The organism is Enterococcus sp. DIV0175 (genome assembly GCF_050529075.1).
In the GTDB taxonomy this organism is placed as follows: domain Bacteria; phylum Bacillota; class Bacilli; order Lactobacillales; family Enterococcaceae; genus Enterococcus_B; species Enterococcus_B thailandicus.
Map to the genome: position 1 here is coordinate 1385649 of NZ_CP172880.1, position 26268 is coordinate 1411916.

At 37.3% G+C, this 26268-nt stretch carries 22 protein-coding genes; 16 read left to right on the top strand and 6 right to left on the bottom strand.

The window, feature by feature from the left end; all coding sequences use genetic code 11:
* The first annotated feature begins 35 nt into the window (after positions 1-35).
* From IGJ76_RS06585 to IGJ76_RS06610, 6 genes are all read left to right on the top strand, one after another.
* Positions 36-3497, top strand: a complete 3462-nt coding sequence (locus IGJ76_RS06585) for a vWA domain-containing protein (protein ID WP_430596490.1) — start codon at positions 36-38, stop codon at positions 3495-3497.
* Between the two features lie 3 nt (positions 3498-3500).
* Positions 3501-4925, top strand: coding sequence for a SpaH/EbpB family LPXTG-anchored major pilin (locus tag IGJ76_RS06590; RefSeq protein ID WP_086270941.1), 1425 nt, complete (start codon positions 3501-3503; stop codon positions 4923-4925).
* Complete coding sequence (locus tag IGJ76_RS06595) at positions 4922-6805, top strand: SpaH/EbpB family LPXTG-anchored major pilin (protein WP_075491523.1); 1884 nt, start codon at positions 4922-4924, stop codon at positions 6803-6805. Before IGJ76_RS06590 ends, IGJ76_RS06595 begins: the two co-directional genes overlap by 4 nt.
* A 146-nt stretch (positions 6806-6951) precedes the next feature.
* The gene (locus tag IGJ76_RS06600) at positions 6952-7803 is read left to right on the top strand and encodes a class C sortase (RefSeq protein ID WP_071868360.1); all 852 of its coding nucleotides are present in this window, start codon (positions 6952-6954) and stop codon (positions 7801-7803) included.
* Positions 7804-7980: 177 nt separating this feature from the next.
* Positions 7981-8202, top strand: coding sequence for a hypothetical protein (locus IGJ76_RS06605; RefSeq protein WP_067481993.1), 222 nt, complete (start codon positions 7981-7983; stop codon positions 8200-8202).
* Between the two features lie 71 nt (positions 8203-8273).
* A complete protein-coding gene (locus IGJ76_RS06610) occupies positions 8274-8507 on the top strand; it encodes a hypothetical protein (protein WP_270492590.1) in 234 nt (77 codons plus the stop codon).
* A gap of 50 nt (positions 8508-8557) precedes the next feature.
* On the opposite strand, the gene IGJ76_RS06615 is transcribed toward IGJ76_RS06610, so the two are convergent.
* On the bottom strand, positions 8558-9475 hold the full coding sequence (locus IGJ76_RS06615; RefSeq protein ID WP_430596491.1) for an ArsR/SmtB family transcription factor: 918 nt from the start codon (positions 9473-9475) through the stop codon (positions 8558-8560).
* 263 nt (positions 9476-9738) lie between these two features.
* On the opposite strand from IGJ76_RS06615, the gene IGJ76_RS06620 reads away from it, so the two are divergent.
* The 6 genes from IGJ76_RS06620 (at position 9739) to IGJ76_RS06645 (ending at position 15953) form a co-directional block, all read left to right on the top strand.
* Positions 9739-11031: an ABC transporter substrate-binding protein gene (locus IGJ76_RS06620; protein ID WP_270344521.1), complete on the top strand. Its 1293-nt coding sequence runs from the start codon at positions 9739-9741 to the stop codon at positions 11029-11031.
* A 70-nt stretch (positions 11032-11101) separates the two neighbouring features.
* A complete protein-coding gene (locus IGJ76_RS06625; protein WP_071868431.1) occupies positions 11102-11977 on the top strand; it encodes a carbohydrate ABC transporter permease in 876 nt (291 codons plus the stop codon).
* Positions 11978-11979: 2 nt separating this feature from the next.
* Positions 11980-12876 carry a carbohydrate ABC transporter permease gene (locus IGJ76_RS06630; RefSeq protein ID WP_430596492.1) on the top strand — a complete coding sequence of 299 codons (897 nt, stop codon included), beginning with the start codon at positions 11980-11982 and terminating at the stop codon, positions 12874-12876.
* A 19-nt stretch (positions 12877-12895) separates the two neighbouring features.
* A complete protein-coding gene (locus IGJ76_RS06635; protein WP_430596493.1) occupies positions 12896-13762 on the top strand; it encodes a sugar phosphate isomerase/epimerase family protein in 867 nt (288 codons plus the stop codon).
* A complete protein-coding gene (locus IGJ76_RS06640) occupies positions 13762-14922 on the top strand; it encodes a Gfo/Idh/MocA family protein (protein ID WP_067482004.1) in 1161 nt (386 codons plus the stop codon). Before IGJ76_RS06635 ends, IGJ76_RS06640 begins: the two co-directional genes overlap by 1 nt.
* Before the next feature lie 17 nt (positions 14923-14939).
* Positions 14940-15953, top strand: a complete 1014-nt coding sequence (locus IGJ76_RS06645; protein ID WP_430596494.1) for a Gfo/Idh/MocA family protein — start codon at positions 14940-14942, stop codon at positions 15951-15953.
* A gap of 58 nt (positions 15954-16011) precedes the next feature.
* Here the strand turns inward: IGJ76_RS06645 and IGJ76_RS06650 are convergent, their stop codons facing one another.
* Genes IGJ76_RS06650 through IGJ76_RS06665 form a run of 4 tightly spaced genes read right to left on the bottom strand, consistent with a single transcriptional unit; the run spans position 16012 to position 19390 of the window.
* Entirely contained in the window at positions 16012-16374 is a 363-nt protein-coding gene (locus IGJ76_RS06650; RefSeq protein WP_067482008.1) for a DUF2200 domain-containing protein, read from the bottom strand.
* A 29-nt stretch (positions 16375-16403) separates the two neighbouring features.
* Complete coding sequence (locus tag IGJ76_RS06655) at positions 16404-17507, bottom strand: SIS domain-containing protein (protein WP_430596495.1); 1104 nt, start codon at positions 17505-17507, stop codon at positions 16404-16406.
* Entirely contained in the window at positions 17452-18330 is an 879-nt protein-coding gene (locus tag IGJ76_RS06660; RefSeq protein WP_430596496.1) for an HAD family hydrolase, read from the bottom strand. The genes IGJ76_RS06655 and IGJ76_RS06660 overlap by 56 nt, the downstream gene beginning before the upstream one ends.
* A 1-nt stretch (position 18331) precedes the next feature.
* Positions 18332-19390 (bottom strand): LacI family DNA-binding transcriptional regulator, encoded by a 1059-nt coding sequence (locus IGJ76_RS06665; protein WP_430596497.1) that lies wholly within the window; start codon positions 19388-19390, stop codon positions 18332-18334.
* A 189-nt stretch (positions 19391-19579) separates the two neighbouring features.
* Here IGJ76_RS06665 and IGJ76_RS06670 point away from each other — a divergent pair, with 189 nt between their 5' ends.
* Genes IGJ76_RS06670 through IGJ76_RS06680 form a run of 3 tightly spaced genes read left to right on the top strand, consistent with a single transcriptional unit; the run spans position 19580 to position 24215 of the window.
* On the top strand, positions 19580-20560 hold the full coding sequence (locus IGJ76_RS06670; protein ID WP_430596498.1) for an ROK family protein: 981 nt from the start codon (positions 19580-19582) through the stop codon (positions 20558-20560).
* Entirely contained in the window at positions 20541-22886 is a 2346-nt protein-coding gene (locus IGJ76_RS06675; protein WP_430596499.1) for a glycoside hydrolase family 9 protein, read from the top strand. Before IGJ76_RS06670 ends, IGJ76_RS06675 begins: the two co-directional genes overlap by 20 nt.
* A 15-nt stretch (positions 22887-22901) precedes the next feature.
* Positions 22902-24215 carry a PTS sugar transporter subunit IIC gene (locus IGJ76_RS06680; protein ID WP_086270937.1) on the top strand — a complete coding sequence of 438 codons (1314 nt, stop codon included), beginning with the start codon at positions 22902-22904 and terminating at the stop codon, positions 24213-24215.
* An 80-nt stretch (positions 24216-24295) separates the two neighbouring features.
* Here the strand turns inward: IGJ76_RS06680 and IGJ76_RS06685 are convergent, their stop codons facing one another.
* Positions 24296-24955: a GntR family transcriptional regulator gene (locus tag IGJ76_RS06685; protein ID WP_067482010.1), complete on the bottom strand. Its 660-nt coding sequence runs from the start codon at positions 24953-24955 to the stop codon at positions 24296-24298.
* Between the two features lie 271 nt (positions 24956-25226).
* Between IGJ76_RS06685 and ptcA the strand changes: the two genes are divergently transcribed.
* Positions 25227-26261, top strand: a complete 1035-nt coding sequence (ptcA, locus tag IGJ76_RS06690) for a putrescine carbamoyltransferase (protein ID WP_071868368.1) — start codon at positions 25227-25229, stop codon at positions 26259-26261.
* The last annotated feature ends 7 nt before the right edge of the window (positions 26262-26268 follow it).

The following is a 26268-nucleotide window of genomic DNA, read 5'->3' on the forward strand; positions in this document are numbered from 1 at the left end:
GTATAATAATTATTAGATTAGAATAATGAAAAATTGTGCCATTAGCTATTCTAATTGAATTATTGACCCACAAAGGAAAGGAGAGAATAGAAATTAAATTATTGAAGAAACTTGGGGTTATTGGCGCTGTGCTATTACTTGTTTCATCTTATTTAATGCCAATCACTGTGAAAGCAGAAGCTGTTGATACCGTTGATATCACGTCAGCACAGATAACAACAGATGAAAAAGATCAGACCTCTTTAAATGTGGATCTGAATCTTATCAATCAGACAGATGCTGCACTAAAAAAAGAAATCAAGTTGACGAACGCTCGCTTGATTGATACAAAAGAACTTCAAAAAGATGGCTACTCTTATCAAGTAGAAGATCATATTCTCAGTTTAACAATTGCCAGTGGAACAAATCAGCAAGTCCAACTTTCGTTAGCTGTTGATTCTCACTCCTTAGATGTAACTCAAACACCTAAGTTATTGTACGAAAAAAATGAATTTGAAGTATCTTTTATGCCTGACGAAACTACGAGTGAGACGACTCCAAAAGAAACGGAGACTGACAGCACGACAGATAACACTATAGCAGAAGAAAGTGATGTCGAGCCAACGTCAGAAGAAATTGTTCGGCCTTTCGCCGAAGCAAAAATGGCCACAGCAGCCGATCTTTCCCGAAAAGAACATGAGTCGATTAATCCACAGTACACGACCGACAATTCAGGCACTTATCCAACAGCTAGTTGGCAACCAACTGGTAATCAGCAAGTCATCAACCATCAAGGAAATAAACAGGGAAGTAGCACTGAATGGGATGGGCAAACTTCTTGGAATGGTGATCCGCTAAATAAAACGAACTCGTATATCGAATATGGTGGTACTGGTGACCAAGCAGATTATGCAATTCGCAAATACGCAAAAGAAACTTCCACGCCCGGACTATTTGATGTCTACTTAAATGTTCGTGGAAATGTTCAAAAAGAGATCACACCTTTAGATTTAGTCTTAGTCGTTGACTGGTCAGGAAGTATGAACGATAACAACCGAATCGGAGAGGTTCAAAAAGGCGTAAACCGTTTTGTTGATACATTAGCTGATAGCGGAATTACTGACAGTATCAATATGGGTTACGTAGGTTATTCAAGTGATGGCTACAAAAACGGAACAGTTCCGATGGGCTCATTTGACTCTGTGAAAAACCCAATCAAAAATATTACGCCAAGTAGTACAACTGGTGGTACTTTTACACAAAAAGCATTACGTGATGCCGGTAACATGTTAGCAACACCAAATGGACACAAAAAAGTCATCGTTCTACTAACGGATGGTGTACCAACATTTTCATATCATGTTAGCCGTGTTCAAACCGAAGCTGACGGTAGTTATTACGGTACGCAGTTTACTACGAGTCAAGACAAACCCGGAAATACTTCCTACATTTCAAACAGTTACAATGCGCAGGACCAGAACAATACGAATCGTCGAATCAACAGTACCTTTATCGCAACGATTGGTGAAGCCCTAGCGCTAAAACAACGCGGAATTGAGATTCACGGATTAGGTATTCAATTACAAAGTGATTCAACTGCTGGTTTATCGAAACAAGAAGTTGAAAATAAAATGCGGCAAATGGTTTCTGAAGACGAAAATGGCGATTTATATTATGAATCTGCTGACTATGCACCAGACATCTCGGATTATTTGGCAAAGAAAGCCGTGCAAATTGCCGGAACCGTTGTGAACGGAAATGTCACTGATCCAATTGCTGAACCTTTTATTTATGAACCAGATACTTTAAGTATTAAAAGTGTTGGCTCAGTTCAACTCCCATCTATGCCAAGCATTACAATGGACGGAACAACGGTAAAAAGTAATGGTATTTATTTAGGAAAACAGCAAGAAATCCAAATTCATTATCAAATTAGACTTCAAACGGAATCAGACTCATTCAAACCAGATTTTTGGTATCAAATGAATGGACGAACAACTTTTCAACCAATGGCAACGTCAAGTGAACTTGCAGATTTTGGTGTTCCTTCTGGTAAAGCTCCTGGGGTCAAATTGAATTTCAAAAAGATTTGGGAAGAATTTGATCAAGATACAAGTAGCCGACCAGAAAGTGTTACCTATGAAGTCACACGTCAACAAGTGACAAATTCAGCAAATTGGCAGACTGGTTACATCAAGATTTCTAAACCTGAAAATGACACTAGTAACACATGGGAAAGAACCGATATCACACAGTTATCAAAAACAGCTGATGATTCTTATGATGAAACCCTTAGTCTTCCTCAATACAACAATCAAGGGAAAAATTTCAGCTATCAGATGACTAATGAAGTGGCAGTCCCGGGTTATGACCAAGAAAAAGTAGATGAAACAACTTGGAAAAACACGAAACAGTTTAAACCATTAGACTTGAAAGTGATTAAGAATTCTTCAACTGGTGAAAAAAATCTCGAAGGAGCAATTTTTGAGTTAACTGGTGATGGCGTCAAAACAACGCTAATTGACAACCAAGATGGCAGTTACTCATTGCCTAAAGAGGTTCGCTTACAAAAAGGGAAAAAATATACACTGACAGAGCTTCAAGCTCCGGCAGGTCATGAACTAGGCGAAAAAACAACTTGGAACATCGAAGTTACGAATCAAGGGACAGTCAAGATTGATGGAAAAGAAGTAACTACGAGCAATCAAGTAATTACGCTAGAAATTGAAAATCAGTTTTCCGAATTACCAATCAATATCAGAAAGTACACGTTGCAACACGGTAAACAAGTTAATCTAGCAGACGCAACATTTGAATTGCAAAGAAAAGACGAACAAGGGACTTATCAAAAAGTGGGTACCGAAAAAACAAATCAATCTGGAATTGCCCATTTTGTAATCAATCAGTCTGGGACTTATCGCTTGGTCGAAACAACTGGCCCACTCGGCTACGATACGCTTGCTGGAAATTATGAATTCAAAGTCGATAAATATGGCCAGATTCATTACGATGGTAAGAACATCGATCAGGATGCAACGGAGTGGACAGTGACGCACGAGAATCATCTAAAAGCTTTTGATTTGACGGTGCACAAGAAAGCAGATAATCAGACAGCGTTAAAAGGTGCAAAATTCCGCTTAACTGGTCCAGATACAGATATTGAATTACCAAAAGATGGCGAAGAAACAGATACCTTCCTCTTTGAAAACTTACAGCCTGGTGAATATACTTTGACAGAAACATTTACACCTGAAGGATATCAAGGACTCAAAGAACCCATTAAACTTGTGATTAACGAAGATGGGACAGTAACTATTGACGGAAAAGAAATCGACGATGTGCTCGTCACTGGTGAACAAAACAATCAAATCAGTTTAGATGTAACGAACCAAGCAAAAATTCCTCTACCAGAAACTGGTGGAATTGGTCGTGTTTGGCTCTACTTGATCGCTGCAATTAGTTTAGCAACAGTCGGTGGTTATCTATTCATCAAGCAACGAACAGAAGGAGAGGTGTAACGAATGAAAAACGCGCGATTATTAAAACTGTGTGTGTTCGTGCTTGTATTTTTCGGCTTTTCACAACAAGCATTGGCAGAAAATACGCAAGCAAACGTTCAGATTACTTTACACAAATTACTATTTCCTGAAGGTCAGTTGCCTACAGAACAAGAAAATTCTGGTGAAGAAGGTACCTTATTACAAAATTATCGTGGGCTCAATGATGTGGACTATCAAGTATTTGACGTAACCGATTCCTTTTATCAGTTACGCAGTGGGGGAGATTCTGTTCAATCGGCTCAAACTAAATTAGCACAAACAGGCGCTTCAGCGGGAAAGCTGGTCGCTGAAGGAACAACAAGTCATGTAAACGGTGAAGATGGGATCTTATCTTTTACTTTGCCAACTAAAGACGAAAAGCAACGTGATAAAGCTTATTTATTCATTGAAGTTCATGCACCAGAAGTCGTCAAAGAAAAAGCAAGTAATCTGGTCGTGATTTTACCAGTAAAAGATAGTAATGGCACGGATTTGTCGACAATCCACCTTTACCCTAAAAACGAAGAAAATGCGTATGACTTACCACCACTAGAAAAAACGGTGTTAGAGGGAGAAAATGGATTTACTGTGGGTGATGCTGTTCACTACCAATTGAAGACAACTATTCCGGCAAACATCTTAGATTATCACCAGTTTCGTATTTCAGATACTGCTGATCCAGTACTGACGCTTTTACCGAACACATTGAAGGTATCTGTGGATGGACAAGAGTTAACCAGCGGCTATACGACGAAGACGCACGCCCATGGATTTACGTTAGATTTTTCAATTCAAGAACTCCAAAAATTTGCGAAGAAACAACTAGTGATTTCTTACCAGATGACATTAGAAAAAGATGCAAAACCTGATACAGCTATTCTCAATGAAGGTCGTTTAGACAGTGATAAACACTCCATCACAAAGAAAACTGCTGTACGAACAGGTGGTAAACGATTTGTTAAAGTCTCAAGCGAAAATCAAACAGAAAAACTGGCTGGAGCAGTCTTTATCGTAAAAGACAAAACAGGTAACTACTTACATGAATCAGCTAGTGGCTACACTTGGAACAAAGATAAACAAGCAGCAAAACAGTTTCTATCTGATCGTTCTGGAAATTTTGCAGTCAAAGGCTTAAGAGATGGACACTATTTCTTAGAAGAAATCAAAGCACCTGATAACTATGTCTTAAGTCAAGAATCAGTTCCATTTACGATTACAGAACATTCTTATGTATCAAATGGGCAAGCGACAGAGCCTTTAAAAGTCGTCAATAAAAAGATAAAACATTCAGGGCTATTACCAAAAACAAATGACCAACAAACCATTTGGTGGGGACTACTTGGAACATTATTAATTGGCTTAGTCATTGGTTGGATAATTTATCAAAAACGAGGAGCAAAAAAATGAAACAGTTTAAGAAAGTTTGGTATTTATTAAGCACATTGTTACTGACCTTACCACTTTTTACAGGCCTAGTAGGTACAGTTCCAGCTTTTGCAGCAGAAAATGATGACACAGCAAAAGTAATCTTGCACAAAAAGAAGATGACTGATTTTCCTGACCCATTGATTCAAAATAGCGGGAAAGAAATGAGTGAGTTTGACCAGTACCAAGGATTAGCTGGTGTAACGTTTAGTATCTATGATGTAACAGCAGAATTCTATGCTCAACGTGAAGCAGGCGCAACAGTCGATGCTGCTAAGCAAGCAGTTCAAGGCTTAACAACTGGCACACCTATTGCACAAGGAACAACCGATGCGAACGGAAACGTTAGCTTGGATTTGCCAAAGAAACAACAAAGTAAAGATGCAGTTTATACCATCAAAGAAGAAGCAAAAGATGGCGTAACTGCTGCAGCCAATATGGTCGTTGCTTTTCCTGTTTATGAACTAATCAAACAAGCAGATGGTTCTTACAAATACGGAACAGAAGAATTAACAACCATTCATTTATATCCAAAAAATATCGTAGCCAACGATGGTGCATTACACGTCAAAAAAGTTGGTACTGCTGAAAATGAATCTTTAAATGGTGCAGAATTTGTTATCTCAAAAACAGAAGGAACTCCAAGCGTCGTAAAATATATCCAAGGTGTGAAAGATGGTCTTTACACTTGGACAACCGATAAAAGCCAAGCGAAACACTTCATCACCGGAAAAAATTATGCAATTGGCGAAAACGATTTTACAGAAACTGATGCTGCGACTGGTGAATTAACAATCAAAAATCTTGAAGTCGGTTCTTATGTATTAGAAGAAGTTAAAGCACCAGATAATGCGGAATTGATTGAAAGCCAAACGAAAACAGATTTTACAATTGAAGCTGATAATCAAACAGCTGTAGAAAAAACAATTAAAAATGACACATCAAAAGTAGAAAAAACAACACCTAACTTAGATGGAAAAGACGTTGCAATCGGTGAAAAAATCCAATACGAAATTTCTGTCAATATTCCTTTAGGTATTGCAGATAAAGAAGGCGATGCAAACAAATATGTTAAATTCAATCTAATTGATACACATGACGAAGCTTTAACGTTTGATAACATTGCTTCAGGTGACAATGCCTACGCACTTTATGATGGTGATACAGTAATTGCACCCGCAAATTATCAAGTGACAGAACAAGAAAATGGGTTCACTGTAGCAGTTGATCCTGCATTTATTCCTTCATTAACACCAGGTGGTACTTTGAAATTTGTTTACTACATGCACTTAAATGAAAAAGCAGATCCAACCAAAGGATTTAAAAACGAAGCCAACGTAGACAATGGACACACAGATGATAAAACACCACCAACTGTTGAAGTTGTTACTGGTGGGAAAAGATTTATCAAAGTAGATGGTGATGTTTCATCAACACAAGCTTTAGCAGGCGCTTCATTTGTCGTACGTGACGAAGACAGCGATACAGCTAATTACTTGAAAATTGATGAGGCAACAAAAGCTGTTACTTGGGTGAAAAACAAAGAAGATGCAACTACTTTCACAACATCAGCAGATGGATTAGTAGACGTAACAGGGTTAGACTATGGAACGTATTACTTGGAAGAAACAGTTGCTCCTAACGACTACGTTCTATTAACAAATCGGATTGAATTTGAAGTTGATGAACACTCATACGGAACAACTGAAAACTTAGTTGCTCCAGAAAAAGTTCCAAACAAACACAAAGGAACTTTACCTTCAACTGGTGGTAAAGGAATCTACTTGTACATCGGTACAGGTGCTTTATTACTTGTTGTTGTAGGGCTATACTTTGCTAAACGTCGCAAAGAAAATGTATAGAAGCTGAACTTCCGCTAAAAAGTGAAGCAAGCCTTTCGATTAACAAAATAATCAAAGGATTCTATCTACCAAAACAATAAAAGAGCCTGAGACATTGTGTTGTCCTAGGCTCTTTTATTTATTGATCTTCATCCAAGGAGGAATCCATGAAACGAAAAAACAGACGACGAGTGATTGATAGCATAATGATTCTTTTATTGTTCATTGGCATAGGTGCTTTGGCTTATCCTTTTGTCAGTGATGCCTTGAACAACTATCTCGATCAGCAAATCATTTCTCATTATCAAACAAAAGCCAATCAAGAAAATGCAGATGCCATGGCGAAGTTACAAGCAAAAATGGAAAAGAAAAATCAGCAACTGGCTAAAGAAGGGGGAAATCCCGGACTAGATCCTTTTTCTGAACCAAAAAAGGCGGAGAAAAAACCCGACAAAACTTATTTCGAAAGTCATACGATTGGTGTTTTGACGATTCCAAAAATCAATGTTCGTCTACCTATTTTTGATAAGACGAATTCATTATTACTAGAAAAGGGGAGTTCCTTACTAGAAGGTACATCTTATCCTACTGGTGGGGCTAGCACCCATGCAGTAATCTCTGGACATCGAGGCTTGCCACAAGCAAAGCTATTCACCGACTTGCCTGAATTAACTGAAGGGGATGAATTTTATTTAGAAGTAAACGGTAAGACTCTTGCTTACCAAGTAGATCAAATCAAAACGGTCGAACCCACCGATACGCAATATCTGCATATTGAAGAAGGAAAAGACTTGGTGACGTTATTAACTTGTACACCTTACATGATTAATAGTCATCGCTTATTAGTAAGAGGTCATCGTGTGCCTTACACACCAGAAGAAGTTTCAAAAGGAATCAAAAAAGTAACTCAGCGACACCAATTTTTATTATGGGGTATTCTGTTAAGTGCATTACTTCTGATTAGTTTGTTTTTGATTCTCTTTTACAGACGGCACCAACGAAAAAAAGCCCGTAAGTAATAAAATTAGCTAACGAAATTACGCCAAAACAAGCTCGCGCTAAATAAAATCATTTATGCGTGAGCTTGTTTATTCTTTCAGCTATTAGTTGACGATAATACATTGATTCATTAGAATGTAAACTGAAAAGATTCCCAAAACAAAAGCAAGGAAACTTGCAAAATTAGGAGGAAATCCATGATTGTCAACCAGGAACGTCCAAAAAAAGCCACTGCAGCCACACATGGAAACAAGCCACTCTTTCTAGATAACGCTGATCAATCTGCCTTTTTCGACCGTCACTTTACCAATTCTGATGATGTCCGTTTTTCAGTAATCGAAAACAAAAGCCATTTAGATTCAACGGTCTTTAAAAAATATAAAAAAACTTTTTTTGACGACTGGATTGCATCTGAATAAACACAGAAAGTGACTAATTAAAGAATTGACTTGAGTCTTTTAAAAAATAAAAAAACAGAGCGGAGGATTTCATGAAAAAATTTTATTATTGGCTAGATGAGTGGGGACGTAATGATAAAATGCGTTATATTTTTCTGATTTTATTTCTTTCTGGATACTCAGTCAATAAAATTGATTCCTTTTTTCAATTCCCTGAATTTTTTCATTTTTTATTTGTTTGCGGAGCCTTTTTGTTAGGTGCAAGCATCCGTGCAACTTTTTATTACAAAAAACATCCACATAAAAATTTCCAGCGAAAGAATTGAGTATTTATCCTTCATCAGTCAACTGAAACCATTTACTGGTTTCAGTTTTTTTATTCTTCACTGTAATAGATTGTTGTTCGGATATTTTGTTCATGATTGCCAAAGGTATCTCCAAATAAAGTAACGCCTCCTTGATTGACTGCCCCTTCGTCTACAGCAATTTTAAACCGATAAAATGATTGATCTTCGATACCCAGATCAGCTAGCCGAACCTCAGAAATTTTGACTCCATCAATTCCAGTATCAGAATTAGTGATGCGTAAGTGCTTTAAAAGGCCGTATTGGCTAAAATGATTCTTCCACCAATCAGGCGTTAATTTTCCCCTGACATCTGAAAAATTTCCAGGACAAGTCCAAGTACCTAGCTTGATTCCATTAATATAAAAGCTGATATCACTTGGCCAATTATTATTTGATTCTGGAAATTCTGAAGAGATTTCAAATGAGAGTTCCAATAACTGCAACGTCGAACCAGCTGGTGCTTTATTAGGAATGATATATTCTACATACCCACGAGAAAACCATAAAAGGGCAGCTTCTGATCGGTGTTCATCAACAAAGGACTGTGGCTCATCTAACAGACCAATAATCGTTTCCGTATCCGCGAGTCCACAAGTCGGCACGACCAAAAAATCAGAGAATAAGCCTAGCCGAGTTTCAACGCTTACTTTTTTAAAAGGTAAAAAAACTTTTTGCGGAAAGACGATTTCCACTCGATCAAGGGCCAACGAAAATAAGCGCTTGTGTTGTTCGTCATCATTGAACCAAGAATCATTCAGTCGAATCAGGCGACAATCTTCTAATAGACGAACATGTCTTGAGATGATTGCCTTACTTAAATTGAGTTCCTTCGCAAGTTCGGTAACAGTCAAACCTCTTTCTGCTAGCAATTGCAAAATCGCTAACCGCGTTTCTGATGCTAATGCTTTATAAGTTGGTAAAGAATGTTGGTCTAAATATAATTCCATCTTAATGGTTCCTTTCATAAATAATTTAGTTATGTATGTAAGTAAACTATATCTCCGCTAGAGAATACAATTGCCTAATCGAATTGTTAACTATTGGGTTAACAGAGCCTATAGAAAATAAAATACACTCGTTAACTTCTCAGTTGAAAGTGGCTCGAACCTTGCTAAACTTATTGACGATACCCATGGTTCAAGCTAACATTTCTACTTGTAAGCGCTTAATACTATCGATAGGAAACCAACTCAAAAGGAGAGTGTCCAAAGTGTACTATAAAAAAATCATCAAATTTGCGGGGATCGCCATTTTAAGTTTTAGCTTGGCCGCCTGTGGCAAAAGCTCGGAAAGTTCAGCCAAAACCGAAGAAATTCGAATCAGCTGGTGGGGTGGTGATGCGCGGAATAAAGTCATGCAAGAAGCCATCACAGCTTTTGAAAAAGAAAATCCCACAATCAAAGTCAAGGCAGAGTTTAGTGGGTACGGAGGTTATCAAGAAAAAATGACAACACAACTATCTGGTGGCACAGCGCCAGACGTCATTCGTTTGGATTCAATGTGGCTAAATCAATACAAAAACCAACTTGTTGATTTAGAGACTCTCTCAAAAGAGTTAGCAATTTCTACCAACTTTTCTGAAGAGTCCTTGATTTCACTAAAATATGATGACCATTTGTTAGGATTACCATTATCAACCAACTATCGTCCTTTGTTATACAACAAAACAGTTACAGATAAATTCAATATCGAGGCACCCCAGTCTTGGGAAGATTTAATTGCTATGCGGGAAAAATTACCTGATGACTATTATCCAGCCGCAAATTTCTTTGGCGCTAAGTATGGTTCGCCAATTGTCTTCTTTCAAATTGTTGCGCAACAAACTGGATTACCAATTTCAGATGAGAATGGCAAGTTGAACTACACAGAAAAAGATTTCCTCACACTTGTCAATTTTTATCATCAACTCGTTGAGCAAAGAATCATTCCTTCTAAAAAAGATGTAGACAATGCAGGAACAATTGACGGCGCACCAGCACCAGCGTTACTTGAAGGAAAGTGGGTAACACTCTTTGAATTTATTGCCAACGTAAATACCATTAAGAGTCAATTGGAAGAACAAGGATTTGAATTAGCGTTAGCAGGCTATCCTTCAATGAGTAATGAAAAATCAACAGGAGTCTGGACGAAGCCATCGATGGTTTATTCTATTCCAACCTCTAGCAAGCACCAAAAAGCTGCTGCAAAGCTAATCAACTATTTAATGAGTGATTCAGAAGCAAATAAAATTCAAAAATTAGAAAACGGCGTACCTGATAGTGAGAGCGGTAAACAAGCTTTAGAAGAAAGTGAACTGATTACGCCATTAGCGACAGAAATTTTAGTGGAAGGTGAGAAGAAGGTCGATACGAATCTATCCACTATGTATCGTTGGGACACAGCTAAGCTAAATGATGCAACTTTAGATATCATTACTCGATTAGATTATGGAAAAATCGACACTAAGCAGGCTGCAAAAGAATTTTACCAAGCATTCAAGGAAGAGGAAGACTCCGTGAATTAAGCCAGCTATGCTTTAACGCATAGCAAATCATGGCATCTGATTTCTTAACTTTTATAGGAGGAAAAAAATGATCAAAAAAAAATACATTGGTCTTTTATATTTAACACCTTGGATGATTGGGATTCTCTTTTTTGTTGTTTATCCCTTTGCCATGTCACTCTTTTACAGCTTCACAGACTATTCGATGCTAACCGAGCCGAAGTTTATTGGCTTTGACAATTACATCAAAATGTTTACTGATGATCCCATTTTTTGGTCGTCAGTCAAAGCAACCATCAAATTCGTTTTCCTAACTGTTCCTTTTAAGCTGATTTTTGCACTTTTCGTAGCCTATGTAATGAATGCTAAGCTAAAGGGAATTGGCTTTTTCAGAACAGCTTATTATATCCCTTCGATTTTAGGTGCAAATGTCGCGATTGCTGTGTTGTGGCAGTTCCTATTTAAAAATGATGGATTAGTCAACATGGTGTTAAACAGTATCGGGCTTGCTAATGTTGCTTGGTTTTCTAGTGGGACAGGTGCCATGTTGACCATTGTGTTGCTACGTGTTTGGCAGTTTGGTTCAGCTATGGTGATTTTCTTAAATGCGTTGACTGAGATGCCTCAAGATTTGTATGAAGCTGCAGCAATCGATGGTGCATCAAAATTTCGACAATTTTTCTCTGTTACTTTGCCACAATTGACACCGATTATTTTTTTTAATTTAATTTTACAATTGGTTCAAGCGTTCCAAGAATTTGATGGCCCATTTTTAATCACGGGTGGGGGACCAATGCGTAGCACGTACTTATTACCTATGTATATTTATGACAATGCCTTCAAGATTTTTAACATGGGCTATTCAAGTGCGTTGTCGTGGGTATTATTTGTGATGATTATGATCTTTACCGCAATTTTATTTAAGACTTCTAAAAATTGGGTCTTTTATGCCGATGGGAGGGGCTAACCATGCAGCAAACATTGCAGCATAAAACTGAAACAGAAAAAATGAATCGACAAGTACAACGAAAAAAACGATTAGTTTCGTTGATCAAATATCTTATTTTGATTGCAGGAGCGCTCATCATGTTGTACCCAATTCTATGGCTATTTGGTGCCTCCTTTAAGACAAATAGTGAAATTTTTCAATCCATTTGGTTTATGCCAAAAACGTTTGATTTTACGCCTTACATTGAAGGTTGGCAAACATCGAGTCAGTACACGTTTGCTACTTATTTCTTGAATTCTTTTCTGATTGTCATCCCTAAAGTTCTCTTGACTTTGATTTCCTGTACCTTAGCAGCTTATGGCTTTGCTCGCTTTGATTTTCCTTTCAAGAAAATTTTATTTCCAATAATGATTGCTACTTTATTTTTGCCTGGAATCGTTACTCGAATTCCAATGTATATTTTTTGGCGAAATGTAAATTTGCTTGATACGTATCTACCTTTGATTACGAATTCAGCTTTTGCCTGCGATACGTTTTTCGTTTACATGCTGGTTCAATTTTTCCGCACAGTACCAAAAGAACTAGACGAAGCTGCAACGATTGATGGCTGTAATTCTTTCACCATTTTAACAAGAATCCTTGTACCCATTCTCAAACCATCATTGATTACTGCTGCTTTGTTTCAATTTATCTGGACCTTTACCGACTTTCAAGGCCCATTGATTTACATCTCTTCTGTAGAAAAATACCCAGTATCGATTGCCTTAAGGATGGCGATGGACACTACTTCAGCAGATTTCAGCTGGAATCGAACAATTGCCATGTCGATCATTGGTTTGATTCCTTCATTAGTTGTTTATTTCTCTGCTCAAAAACACTTCATCGGTGGTTCAACTGCTGGTGGTGTGAAAGGTTAAAAAAGAAAGGAAGACAAAAATGACCGTGACAATTAGCGCATTTGCAGATGAAATTAATCCCAGTATGCAACAACAAATTGCTGGGTTAATCGAACAAAAAATCAAACACATCGAGTTACGAACACTTGATGGAAAAAATGTCAGTGAGTTAACCTTTGAAGAGGCTCACCGCTATAAACAACAATTAGATACAGCAGGAATCACCGTATCCAGTATTGGTTCGCCTATTGGGAAAATAAATATCAATGACCCGTTTTCTGAACACTTAGAACTTTTTAAACATGTGCTACACCTAGCCAACATTTTTCAGAGTCCGTATGTCCGCATGTTCAGTTTCTTTATTGATCCTGCAGAAAATCCAGATGATTATCAAGAAGAAGTTGTTACTCGGTGGAAAGCCTTTGTAGCCATTGCGAAAGCATATCCTGAAATCACATTGCTTCATAAGAATGAAAAAGAAATCTTTGGTGATACCCCCGAACGATGTGCCTATTTGCTCAATGAGTTAAATAATCCGCAAGTCAAGGCTGTCTTTGACCCAGCAAATTTTGTTCAATGCGACGTTGAAGCTTTTCCCGATGCATACGAATTACTGAAGCCCTCAATCGCTTACCTCCACATTAAGGACGCTCGGTTCAGTGACCACGAAGTCAGGCCAGCTGGTTTTGGAGACGGAAAACTTGAAGAAATTCTAAACGATTTAACTTCCAATGGCTACAACGGTTTTGTTTCGCTTGAACCACACCTGACTTTCTTTGAGGGTTTTGAACGTTTAGAACCAACCAATCAACAATTAACAAAAAAAGCTGACAACGCAAGAATGTTCATTCTTGCGTCAGAGTCATTAAAAAAACTACTAACAAAACTTGATGTGAGGTGGCAATGATGAAACCAATTCGAATTGCGATTATTGGTGTGGGAAATATTGGAACTGCACATGTAAATAATTTATTAGCTAATGAGCTAAAAAATGTCGTATTAACTGGTCTTTGCGATAACCAGCCAGAGAAGTTAGCTAAAATTCGTGAAAAACTTGGGGAAAGTTATCTATACTTTACACATGCTACCAATGTATTTTCATCTTCTGAAATTGATGCAGTGATTATTGCTACGCCGCATTATGACCATCCAATTTTAGCCATTGAAGCCCTAAAAGCGGGTAAACATGTCTTAATTGAAAAGCCTGTGGGTGTCTATACAAAAAAAGTGCAAGAAATGTTAACAGAAGCCAAAAAACATCCAGAACTAACACTCGCACTGATGTACAATCAACGAATGAATCCACTTTATCAAAAAGCGAAAGAGCTCGTTGATTCAGGTGAAATCGGTGAGCTTCGCCGGACAAATTGGATTATCACTGATTGGTATCGTTCGCAAAGCTATTACGACTCTAGCAATTGGCGTGCTACTTGGAAAGGAGAAGGTGGTGGTGTTTTACTGAATCAAGACCCACATCAGCTTGATTTATGGCAGTGGATTTGCGGTATGCCTCAGCGGATTTTCGCATTTACTTATAATGGAAAACGCCGAAATGTCGAAGTCGAAACAGAAGTTACCGCCTATGTGGAGTATCAAAATGGAGCTACTGGTGTTTTTGTTACAACGACGACTGAAACTCCCGGAACAAATCGTTTTGAAATCGTGGGTTCCAAAGGAAAAATTGTCATTGAAGATCAGCAATTAAAATTTTGGCAAACTCGAATTGATGAAACCACTTGGAATCAAACCTATACAGGAGGCTTTGGTGAACCAGAAGTTTGGTCTATTAAGATTCCTGTCACTTTTGATAATGAATCTGGTCATAAAAAAATCACTCAGAATTTCATCAATCACATCTTATTTCAGGAAGAACTGGTTTCTCCTGCGGAAGAGGGAATCAAAGGCCTTAGCATTTCAAACGCCATCCATCTTTCTTCATGGCTTCAAGAATGGGTTCCATTACCAATCAACGAACATTTATTTTTAGAAGAATTAACTAAAAAAATTGAGACATCAACTGAAAAACAACGAGCAGAAGTAATTTTAGACACAAAAAAAACGTATTAGAAAGAAGGAAAAACAAAATGGTTGGTGTCGGAATAATAGGCTGTGGTGCAATTGCCCAAACACATGCTAAAGTAGTTCAAACATTGGAGGACGCCCAGCTAATCGCTTGCTGTGATATAAATCAGACAATTGGTCTCACTTTTGCAGAACAATTCTCTTGTATTTTTCATCAAGATTTCAATCGACTACTAGCAATGACAGAGGTCGAATTGGTAATCATTTGTACCCCTCATGATTTACATCAGACAATGAGTATCGCTGCACTGAACGCACAAAAACATGTTCTTTGTGAAAAGCCAATGGCAACAACACTCCAAGCAACTGAAGAATTGATTTCTATCATAGAAAAACAATCCACACTTTACCATGTTTGCTATCAAAATCGACTGAATCCAACTTATTTACTACTCAAAAAACAGCTAGCAGACAACAAATACGGTAAAGTTACTGGTATCAAATGCGAACTGGCTTGGGAAAGAACTCCGAGCTACTATCAATCAGATTGGAAAGGAACGTGGCAACGAGAAGGGGGAGGTGTGCTGATCAATCAAGCAATCCACATGATTGATGCTGTTACTTGGTTAGTTGGCACACCCGAGAAAATCAAAGGGAAAATCATGACTGCTTGTTTAGAGCAAATAATCGAAGTTGAAGATACAGCGATGGCGATTGCCCTATACCATGACGGCACACCATTCGTGATCCAAGCAACGAATAACTATACAGGTAACCCATCACCAAAACTTACCTTTGAATGTGAAAAAGGACAGATTGAACTAACAACAGAACAATTGAAGTTTAACCAACAAGTAATCTTAGAAGATCTGCCACAACATTTAACTTATGCTTCAAAAAGGTATTGGGGGCGTGGACATCAGGCAGTTATTGCTGCCTTTATCAAGGAAATCAATGGACAAACGGACGACCATATACCAAGTCTCGCCGGAATTGATGCACTTCAATCACTAAAAATTGTTTTAGGTATTTATACTTCTAGTCGGAGGAACAAATGGATTTCGCTAAATAATTAATTTAAAAGCCCCTAAGTTGTAAAAGCTCAATACAACTTGGGGGCTTTAACTCCTATCTTTATTTTCCAGACTCACTTCTCAAAATCTTTTCCATTTTTTTACCTTTAGCTAATTCATCGACCAACTTATCGAGATAGCGAATTTCTTTCATTAAGGAATCTTCCATTTCTTCCACGCGAATGCCACAAATCATGCCAGTAATCAGTGAACGTTTGGGATTCAACAATGGTGCTTCTTCAAAAAAAGTTTCAAAAGTTGCTTCTTTAGCCAATTGGTTCTCTAATTCATCTTGTGTGTAACCTGTTAACCATAAGATAATTTGATCCACTTCTGCTTTTGTTCGCTGTTTCTTCGTCGCTTTTGTGACGTAGTGGGGGTAGACACTGGCAAAACTAGTTGTGTAAATTCGATGTTTAGGCATCTTTTTCCCTCCTGATTGAGATTAATAAATCACACATAATCTTGGAAAGTCGTTTTACTTTCTACTGCTTGTGAAAAATCAGTAAAAATTCGTTTTGTGATATCAATTCCTTTGCTTCTAGATATAAACCAGCTTAACACTTGAAAAGGTAAAATCAAAAGTAAAGGGCACTTGTTTTCATCAGAAATCTCTGGAAGTAGCAAATGACGATTGGGGTCAGCTAAAGTAGGAGTTCGTTCATTTTTAATTGAGACAACAAAAATGTGTGAAGTCACCTTTTCCTCATATGTACGCAACAGCTGTGCTTTTTTTTGAACAAGAGGTTTAGCTGGTGTATCTAAAAAGAAAAGACGGTAAGTATCATTCATTTCTAAATAGGGGCCGTGCATAAATGCTTCCAAATCAAGTCCTTGTGAGGGCACTCGAATCGTTTCTGAAAACTTTGTTTCCATTTCTTTCGCTGTCCCAAGCGCTGGACCGTATGCAATAGACATGAAGCGTTGGCTTTCACGTAAACTTTGTTCATTTTTTTTGAAAAACGATTGACTTAATTTGATTGTTAACTCAATTTGTTCAAGCAACTGTTTAAATTCAACTAATTCTTGTTTTTCCTGCTCTTCACTGACAATTCCCAAACGTACGCCTAAACGAAGTCCTAGAAGCATTAATGCTAAAACTGAAGCAGTGAAGCCAAGAGAAACATATCCCACACGCTCTTTACCAGATAAAATATCTAAAGTAGTATCAGTCACTTGTGTTATTTCACTATTTGGAATACTTGTCACACCAATTTTAAAAGACTGATTGTTCAAATGATTCAATGCATCGATCGTAGAGGTACTCTGACCGCTTTGAGAAATACCCAGAACCAATTGTGGGTGATTGACCTTATGTGCATAGTGTTGAAAATTAAATGGTTCTTGAATCGTAACAGTTTTGTTAGTCATTTTTTCAAGATAACAACGGGCACTCAATGCTGCATTGATACTAGATCCTGTTCCTAAAATCAAAATATCATCAAAATCCGGTAATTGAAAGAGAGCAGTATCTATATTTTTCGGATACGCTTCCAAAACTTCAAGCAAAATAGGTTGTTCTTGGTTGATGTAACTCCACATGGTCAGTTCCTTCATAATTATTCTCCTTTAAATTAAAATAAGTTGACAGAAAGTAGCCAATTCCCGATTGTTTGTTCGTCAATGTTTGATGCGTTGCTTGTTTCTTCACTTCTTCAGATGCATTAGCCATTGCAACGCTAATACCAGAAGCTGCAAACATTTCTAAATCATTTTTACCATCTCCAAATGAAATGGTTCTTTCTTTTGGAATTTGATAACGTTTTTGTAAATCCTGAATCGCACTTGCTTTACTGATTCCAGAAGGTGTGACTTCAATATTATTTTCATGAGAAGATGAAAGAGTTAACTGTTCAATTGTAGCAAGCTGTTCCTTCAAAGGTTCTAAGATGGAATAATCGTTTTCTGCAATCACGATTGCGTTGACTAACTCATCTGCAATCTTTATTAGTTCTGTTTTCGAATGGATTCCAAACAATTGAGAATCTTGTCCAGAACTTAGCCTAGCTTGATCTTCTTTTTTAAAATATTCTGGTAGTTGATTCGTATAAAAGGTTTTCCTTTCACCAAAGAAAAAAAGTGCTGCTTGTGAATTGTAAGTCAAGTCAATCAGTTGAGCTGCTGCTTGCGGGTTTATTTTTTGACAAAATAAACGATTCTTATACTCGTAAATGCAACCGTTAGAAGCGACAACTTGGACAGCTGGATTTAGGAGCTGAGCAATTTCTTTTGCAGCATAGTGTTTTCTTCCAGTAGCAACATAAACAATATGTCCCATAGTGAGTACCTGGTTGATTATGCTCTTATTTTTTTCAGAAATTTTTAAATCTGAATCAACTAAAGTACCATCAATATCCATAAATATAAGATGTTTTTTCATTTTATTCTCCTTTTATTTGTATGCCACACGATTCTCTGATAATTAATTCCGGTGTATGTCTGTACAACGTTGTAAGTGGCTTATCATTAATTAAAGCTAATAGTGATTCCATTGCGGAAACTGCTAGTGTCGAATTTTTTTGATCAACAGTTGTCAAACGAGGAACGATATATTCACCGTCTGGAAAAGCATCACAACTAACAATTTTTAGATCTTTGGGACAATTTAATCCATGATCAGTTAATGCTCGGATGGCACCAATAGCAACTTTATCATTAATGGTGATAACAGCACTTGGTTGTTTTTCAGCAGAGAATAAAGACTCCATACTTTCATAGCCATCTTTCGTGTAAAAGTCACTTAGATAGACAAATTCCGGATCAAACTCACCATATAGACTCATAGTTTTTTTAAAGGTTGCAAGACGTTCTGAAGTAATTTTGATGCCTGATTCTCCACCAAGAAAACCAATCTTTTTATGACCTAACGCTAACAGGTGTTGAACTGCAGCTTTTGTTCCAGCAACTAAATCTCGCTCAATAAATGTTAGTGGAATGGTCGGATCCTTTTGACCAATTACTACAACGGGGATTTGCTGATTTAAATTTGTTAGTGCGTGAATATAAGTATCAGATGGATAATCTTTGTCAATTTCGCCACCAAGAATAAAAACACCATCAATTCGTTTTTCAAGGATAGTATGAAAAACAGATTGTTCTTGTTGCGTAGTAGGTAACGTTTTTTGTTTACCTGCAGCCATGGTGTTGAACAACAAAAGAGAATACCCAGCTTCATAACTTGCTGTCTCCAAATGAGAAATCAAAGCAGTGAAATAGGGATTATTAATATCAGGTACAACAACGGCTAAATTTCGCGTCACACTTGAAACCATGCCACGAGCAAGCATACTTGGTTGAAATTCTTGTTCATCAATTATTTTTTGAACGCGTTTTCTTTTTTCTTCTTTAACAGAAGGATGGTTATTAATCACTCGTGAAACAGTTGTCACCGACACACCTGCTTGTCGAGCAATTTCTTTGATTGTAATTTTCTTTTTCAAGAAAAAACCTCCTTTACATATCAACTATAAAGTAAGTGCAAATAAAATACAAGTTTTTTTGATAACGTTACCAAATACTTTGTTTTTTAGTGTTGACAGCAGTTTTCATTTCGGTTATTCTTCTCTTTGTAAACGGTTTACTTTTCGTTCGTTTGGTAACGTTATCAAAAAATGTTAGGAGTGTGAGAAATGCAAGAAACAGTATTAGCTGTAGATCTTGGTGGAACAAAACTACTCGTTGGAGAAATCAATCAACAAGGGCATATCTTAGCAACAAATTATTATGCCTCAGATGTATCATCTCAGTGGGCTGCTGTAACACAAATTAAATTTGCTATCCAAGATTTCTTAACCAACACAAAACTAGGTGGTAAGATAATCGGAATCAGTGTAGCTATTGTCGGGCGCGTAGATGAGGCTAGTGGTACTTGGTTTGAACTTTCCCCTGGAAACTCAGATTCAATTGAGTTAGCAGAGGAATTAGAAAATTTTTTTCATTTACCGTGCATCATCAACAATGATGTAACTAGTGCAACCTATGCAGAAAGTTATTTGGGAATAGGTAAGCAAACAAAAAACTTTGTGTATTTAAACGTTGGGACAGGCATTGCTGCCAGAATCGTAACAAATGGAAAGATTATTCAAGGTAGCAGCTTTAACGCCGGAGAAGTTGGGCATATGGTAGTTGATATGAACATGAAGCGAAAATGCGCTTGTGGTCGAGTAGGTTGCGTTGAAACGTTTGCTTCTGGGCTAGGAATGAGTCATCAAATCAAGGAGTGGTTACCCGATTTCCCTGAATCTTTATTGGCTAGAGCAGAAATTCCAAAACGTTACTATACCCAAGAGATATTTGAAGCAGCAGAAAAAGGAGATGATTTAGCAGAAAAAGTTCTTAAAAGAGCTGTTCAGGGAATCAGCGAACTTATCATGAACCTTGTGCGCGTTTCTGATACAGAAGCAGTTATTTTAGGTGGTGGAGTGATGAATAATCAGTTGTTTTTCAACCAAATTATTACTCGTTTAAATAAAAAAACAATTCGTTTTGTCAAAAAAGGAATCCATCAAACCTCTTTAGATATCAATCAAATTACTTTAATTGGTGCTGGGATTCGAGGGTTTGATAAACTACAGCAGGAGGAGAAAAAACGTGCAAAATTACGTACTTAAAAGTCAAATAATCCACCGACCATTATCGCTAGACACACTTGATACTTTTGAAGAAAATCAACGAAAAAAAGCAAAAATAACCAAGCAAATTCCAATTTATGGTACTTGGCACAAATCCGGTAGAGGAAAAATCTCTCAAACTGAGAAAGGTATACGTTTAACAGCTGATCCTAGTTATGATTCTTGGCCTGAGAATTACCCACATGATGGCGATTATGTGAACTATGGATATACAAGAGCAAGTTTATCAGTCAATGCTGACTGGCAAGATTATTCACAGTTAAAAATGACAATCACTAATAATTGTAAAAATATCATCAATCCCGCGCTAACAATCAATTTAGTCAATGATGGAAAGATAAAAATCCCTGATCGTTACGATCGTGAAGGTTATCATGTAATTAACCTCTTCTCTGGAACGAAAGAATATGTTTTAGATTTTAGTAGTTTGCCAAGAGATGTCATTAAAAAGATTTCTTTTATGATTGGTTCCAATGGTTCCTATATGAATCTTCCCGGTATATTGGATGTATCAATTGATGAACTCATCTTGGAAAAAAGTAATCATTCTCTCTCAACTAAAGGATGGCATGCCGATACAGATAAAATTATTTTTTCACACATCGGTTATCAAACAACTGGTCGAAAGGAAGCAATCATCTCTGCGTTATATGCTGGTAAGACTTTTTACTTAGTTGAGGAAAATACTGGTACCGTTGTTTTCAGTCAGACTGTATCACTGACAACCAATGACCAAGGGCAATTCGGCATTCTTGATTTTACAGATTGGCAAGTTCCCGGGACCTATCATTTAAAAGTAGCGCAGCTTAGTACAAAGACATTCACGATTAAAAATCAGTTCATTTCTTTGTTGCAAGACTCACTTTGGAAAAGCTTAAACTTTATTTTTTGCGAACGTTGTGGATATCCAATCAGTGGGATACATGGAACATGCCACCAAGATATACTAGCTACTCATGAAGGCAAAAAAATTATTTTTAATGGTGGCTGGCATGATGCAGGTGACCTCTCTCAACAATTAGTTCAAACGGCAGAAGTTACTTTAGCACTTTTTTTAGCAGCAAGTAGTCAAGATTCACAAGATACTTCGCTAGCAGAACGTCTAAGAGAAGAAGGGGCTTGGGGAATAGATTTTATTTTGAAAACTCGACTTGGCCAAGGATTTCGCGCTACCAGTGCGGGGATGACACGTTGGACAAATAATCAATTGGGAGACATGGATGACGCAGTTGCGCGAGTACATAACAGCCCTTACGATAATTTTTTAATTGTTGGTTGTTTAGCGAAAATTTTGGTAACGTTACCAAAGGGACATGAATTACACTCTGTTCTTTCTTCCATTCTAGAAGAAGACTATCAGGATGCCAAAGTTGGTTTTGAACAAGCACCGTTTAAGCATGAGCCAATTTTTTGGGAACATACGTATAGCACCTCAAAAAGTTTATATTTAGCTACGTTAATCTGGACCAATAGTTTGATGTATCAAGTAACAGGTAAATCCTTTTTCATTAACGAGACGGAGAAGCTACTTCCGAACTTACTAATGTGTCAGGAACAAACAGGTATTTCATTGGACGATGGAACACTTTTACAAGGATTTTTCTATCGTGATGAACAACAAAAAATCATTCAACATTTTAATCATCAAGCAAGGGAGCATCTTTATGCTTACGCTTTCTCAGAGGCAATAAAAGTTGTGAATGAAAATTTACAAAGTGAGATTCGTAAAGCCGCTAAGCATTACGGTGACTATCTAACCTATTTAGCGAGTGCTACAGCACCTTACCCCATGATTGCCAGTGGGATTTATAAAATGAGTGAGAAAGACGATGATGAATCATTTAATCGCCAGCACCTATTGGTCGACGAGAAAGCGCGAGTCGAATTTAAAGAACAGCTATTAGCTGGTCAAAAGATTGCACCAGATCTTTATCTAAAAAAATTTCCTGTGTGGTTTTCCTTCCGTGGAAATAATGCTGTGCTTCTATCAATGGGTGAAAGTGCAACGATAATAGGAAATTTATTAACAGATGATAAGTTAAAGAACATTGGCTTCACACAGCTCCAATGGCTCATTGGGAAAAACCCATTTGGACAATCAATGATGTACGGAGAAGGGTACAACTATCCACAAATGTACACTGTTTCTTCTGGTGAAATGATTGGTGAGCTGCCTGTTGGTATTCAGACTTTTGAAAATGAAGATATTCCCTATTGGCCACAATTTAACAATGCCACATATAAAGAAGTTTGGGTTGGACTTGCAGGGAAATGGTTGTCCGTCGTTCACGCATTGAGTATATAAAAAAGGAGAATGACTATGTTGAAAAATCCCGGAATAACTAAAGAAACAATTGGTGAAATAATTGCACTTTATGCAAATAAAGTTTCAACCAATCGATACATTGCTGCTATTCGAGATGCTTTTGCCAGTACGATTCCAATTACAATTGCCTCTGCATTTTTTGTCTTGATTAATAATGTTTTGCTTGCTGAAGAAACTGGTTTACTACGAGAAATGCCTGGGAGAATGTTCCTTTCAGAGCTCTGTGTCCAAGGATACAATGGAACAATCGGAATGTTGGGTATTATGGTCACATTCTTGATTGGCTATCGCTTAGCACGTTCTTACGGAAATGACGGGGCGCTTGAAGGGATCATTGCCTTAGCTTGCTATATCACCTTAATTCCCAATACATTAACCATTGTAGGAAATAATGGAGAATCAATTCAAGCCAATGGTATTTTGACACAAACTTATACTAGTGCTTCAACCATGTTGTTAGGCATTTTAGCTGCGTTAGTTGGGATTACTCTTCTATGTAAATTATCTACTAACGAAAAACTGAAAATAAAAATGCCTGATAGTGTACCACCCGCAATCGCAAAGTCATTTAACTTACTTATTCCCGCATTATTGACTATCACTGTTTTTGCATTAATGGAAGCAGGTATTAGGACTTTAACTGGAGTAACTGTTCCTGAATTAGTTGTTGAAGTGCTACAAGCACCATTAGTTGGTGGATTCCAATCATTATCTGGTATTTTATTGTATGTTTTTCTTTCAACATTCGTCTTCATTTTTGGTATCCATGGTTCATTCGTTTTTGGTGCAATTTCTGGTCCCATCTTATTAACTTCGTTACAACAAAACATTGATGCCATCAATAGCGGAAATGTTATTCCTAATATTGTGACACAATCTTTTCTTGACGCGTATGTCTATATGGGTGGGGGAGGAACCATGATTTGTTTAGTGATTGCTGTCTTACTTGTTTCTAAACGTAAGGATGAAAAGATGATTGCAAAATTAGGCGGGATTTCTAGTATCTTCAATATCAGTGAACCAATGATGTTTGGATTGCCAATTGTGTTTAATCCTATTTACGCAGTTCCGTTCTGCTTAACACCAATGATTGCAACGTTTATTGCTTATTTAGCAACTAGTTGGGAGTGGGTCAAACCAACTTATATTTCGATACCATGGGTAACACCACCCATTCTTTCCGGTTACTTAGCAACAGCAGGAGATATTCGCGCTGCGCTGTTACAAGCTGTGATTATTTTTATCGGAACGTTGATTTACTTGCCATTTGTACTTTTATCAAATAAGGTTGTTAAAGAAGAAGTCTAAGCCAAGGTAAAAACTAAAGAAGTACTAAGTGAAAAAAGAGCCTGAGACATCATTTTGTCTCGGCTCTTTTCAAACATTCATTAAGCAAAATATTCTGGATATCTTTCCACAACTGACTCTTGCTCGTTCAACATCATATGCAAATGTAAAATCGTTAAAAAGCGAACTTCTTCAGGATTTTTAGCAACTAGTGCGTCAAATAATTGCTGATGCTGGTTTGTGATGGTTTCCCAAGGTAACCCAGAAATCGTCACCCGTAGCCAACGAAATCGTTCTAAATGCGTATTATGGTTATCTAACCAATTCCAAACTTCTTTGCGCTCAGCAATGTCAAAACACGTTTCATGAAATAAATTATCCGCATGAAAAAATCCACGTGCATCTTGTTTTTCAATTGTTTTTTGTTGTAAGTTTAATATTTCTTGTAATCGTTGTTGTGTTTCAGGAGTTAATTTTGTACAACACTCAACCATGATTTGCTGTTCAAGTTGCTCACGTACAAAGCGTGCATTTTGCGCAGAAGCCAAATCAATTTTTGAAATATAGGTACCACTTTGAGGAATCGTATAAACAAGTTCTTGTTGACGCAATTGTATCAAAGATTCACGAATAGGGGTGCGGCCAATGTTAAGTAAGTCTTCTAAACTTTTTTCAGATATTTTGCGTCCTGGTTCTAAATCTGAAAAAATAATTCGTTTTCTAATTTCCTGGTATGCTTGATTTTGCAAGCTATCAATCATGTTCATTCCTCCAACTCCACCATCAATATCTGTTTTATTATAGCAGAAAACCACTTAAAAGTATGTTATGCAACTAGTAGCTCGTTAGTCTATTTTATAAAAAAAGCATGTAACATGTTACGCAAAATGTAACATGTTCTTTTTGTTTTCTATTCCTTTCTTAAACTAGAAAAGCCCTTACAACTTATTAAAAAAACAAGTATGCTCAAAGTGTCAAAAGGATTACTCGAGTATAAACGACAAAAAATAGATAATTGAAGGAGAATGTAAAATGCAAAAACGTGATTTTATCGATACAAATGATTTTTCAAAAGAAGAGGTAGATTACTTGATTGAATTGGGCTTGAAATTGAAAGAATCAATTACTAATGGCTACTATCCTCCTTTGTTGAAAAACAAAACGTTAGGAATGATTTTTGAGCAATCTTCTACACGTACCCGTGTATCTTTTGAAACAGCTATGACGCAACTAGGTGGGCACGCACAATACCTAGCGCCTGGACAAATCCAATTAGGTGGACACGAAAGTCTGGGCGATACTTCCCGCGTCTTATCTCGCTTAGTAGATATTTTGATGGCTCGGGTAGAACGTCATGACTCAGTAGTTGAATTAGCTAAAACAGCAACGATTCCTGTAATAAACGGAATGAGCGACTATAATCACCCGACTCAAGAACTAGGTGACATCATCACCATGACAGAACATCTACCAGCCGGCAAAAAATTAAGTGACTGTAAAGTCGTTTTTGTCGGTGATGCGACACAAGTTTGCGTTTCTTTAATGTTTATTGCTACAAAAATGGGGATGGACTTTGTTCAATTTGGACCAAAAGGATTCCAAATCAAACCAGAAACATTGGCTATTGGTGAAGCAAATGCACAAATATCTGGCGGAAGCGTGTTAATTACTGAAGACGCTGATCTTGCTATGAAAGATGCAGACTTTGTTTATACAGATGTTTGGTATGGTTTGTATGAAGCGGAACTATCTGAAGAAGAACGGATGAACGTATTTTATCCAAAATATCAAGTCAATGCAGACTTAATGAAAAAAGCGGCCTCACATGCTAAATTTATGCATTGTCTACCCGCTACCCGTGGAGAAGAAGTAACTGATGAAGTATTAGATGCACCTTACTCAGTGGTACTGGACGAAGCCGAAAACAGATTAACAGCGATGCGCGCTTTGCTAGTTTACTTCTTAAATCCTTACTTAAACTATGCGAGTGAAGCAGTAGTCACAACATACAATAGTGAATTTGAACGTTTATTACGTCAAACAAAACAATACGAACGCAAAAACTAAGGCTAGA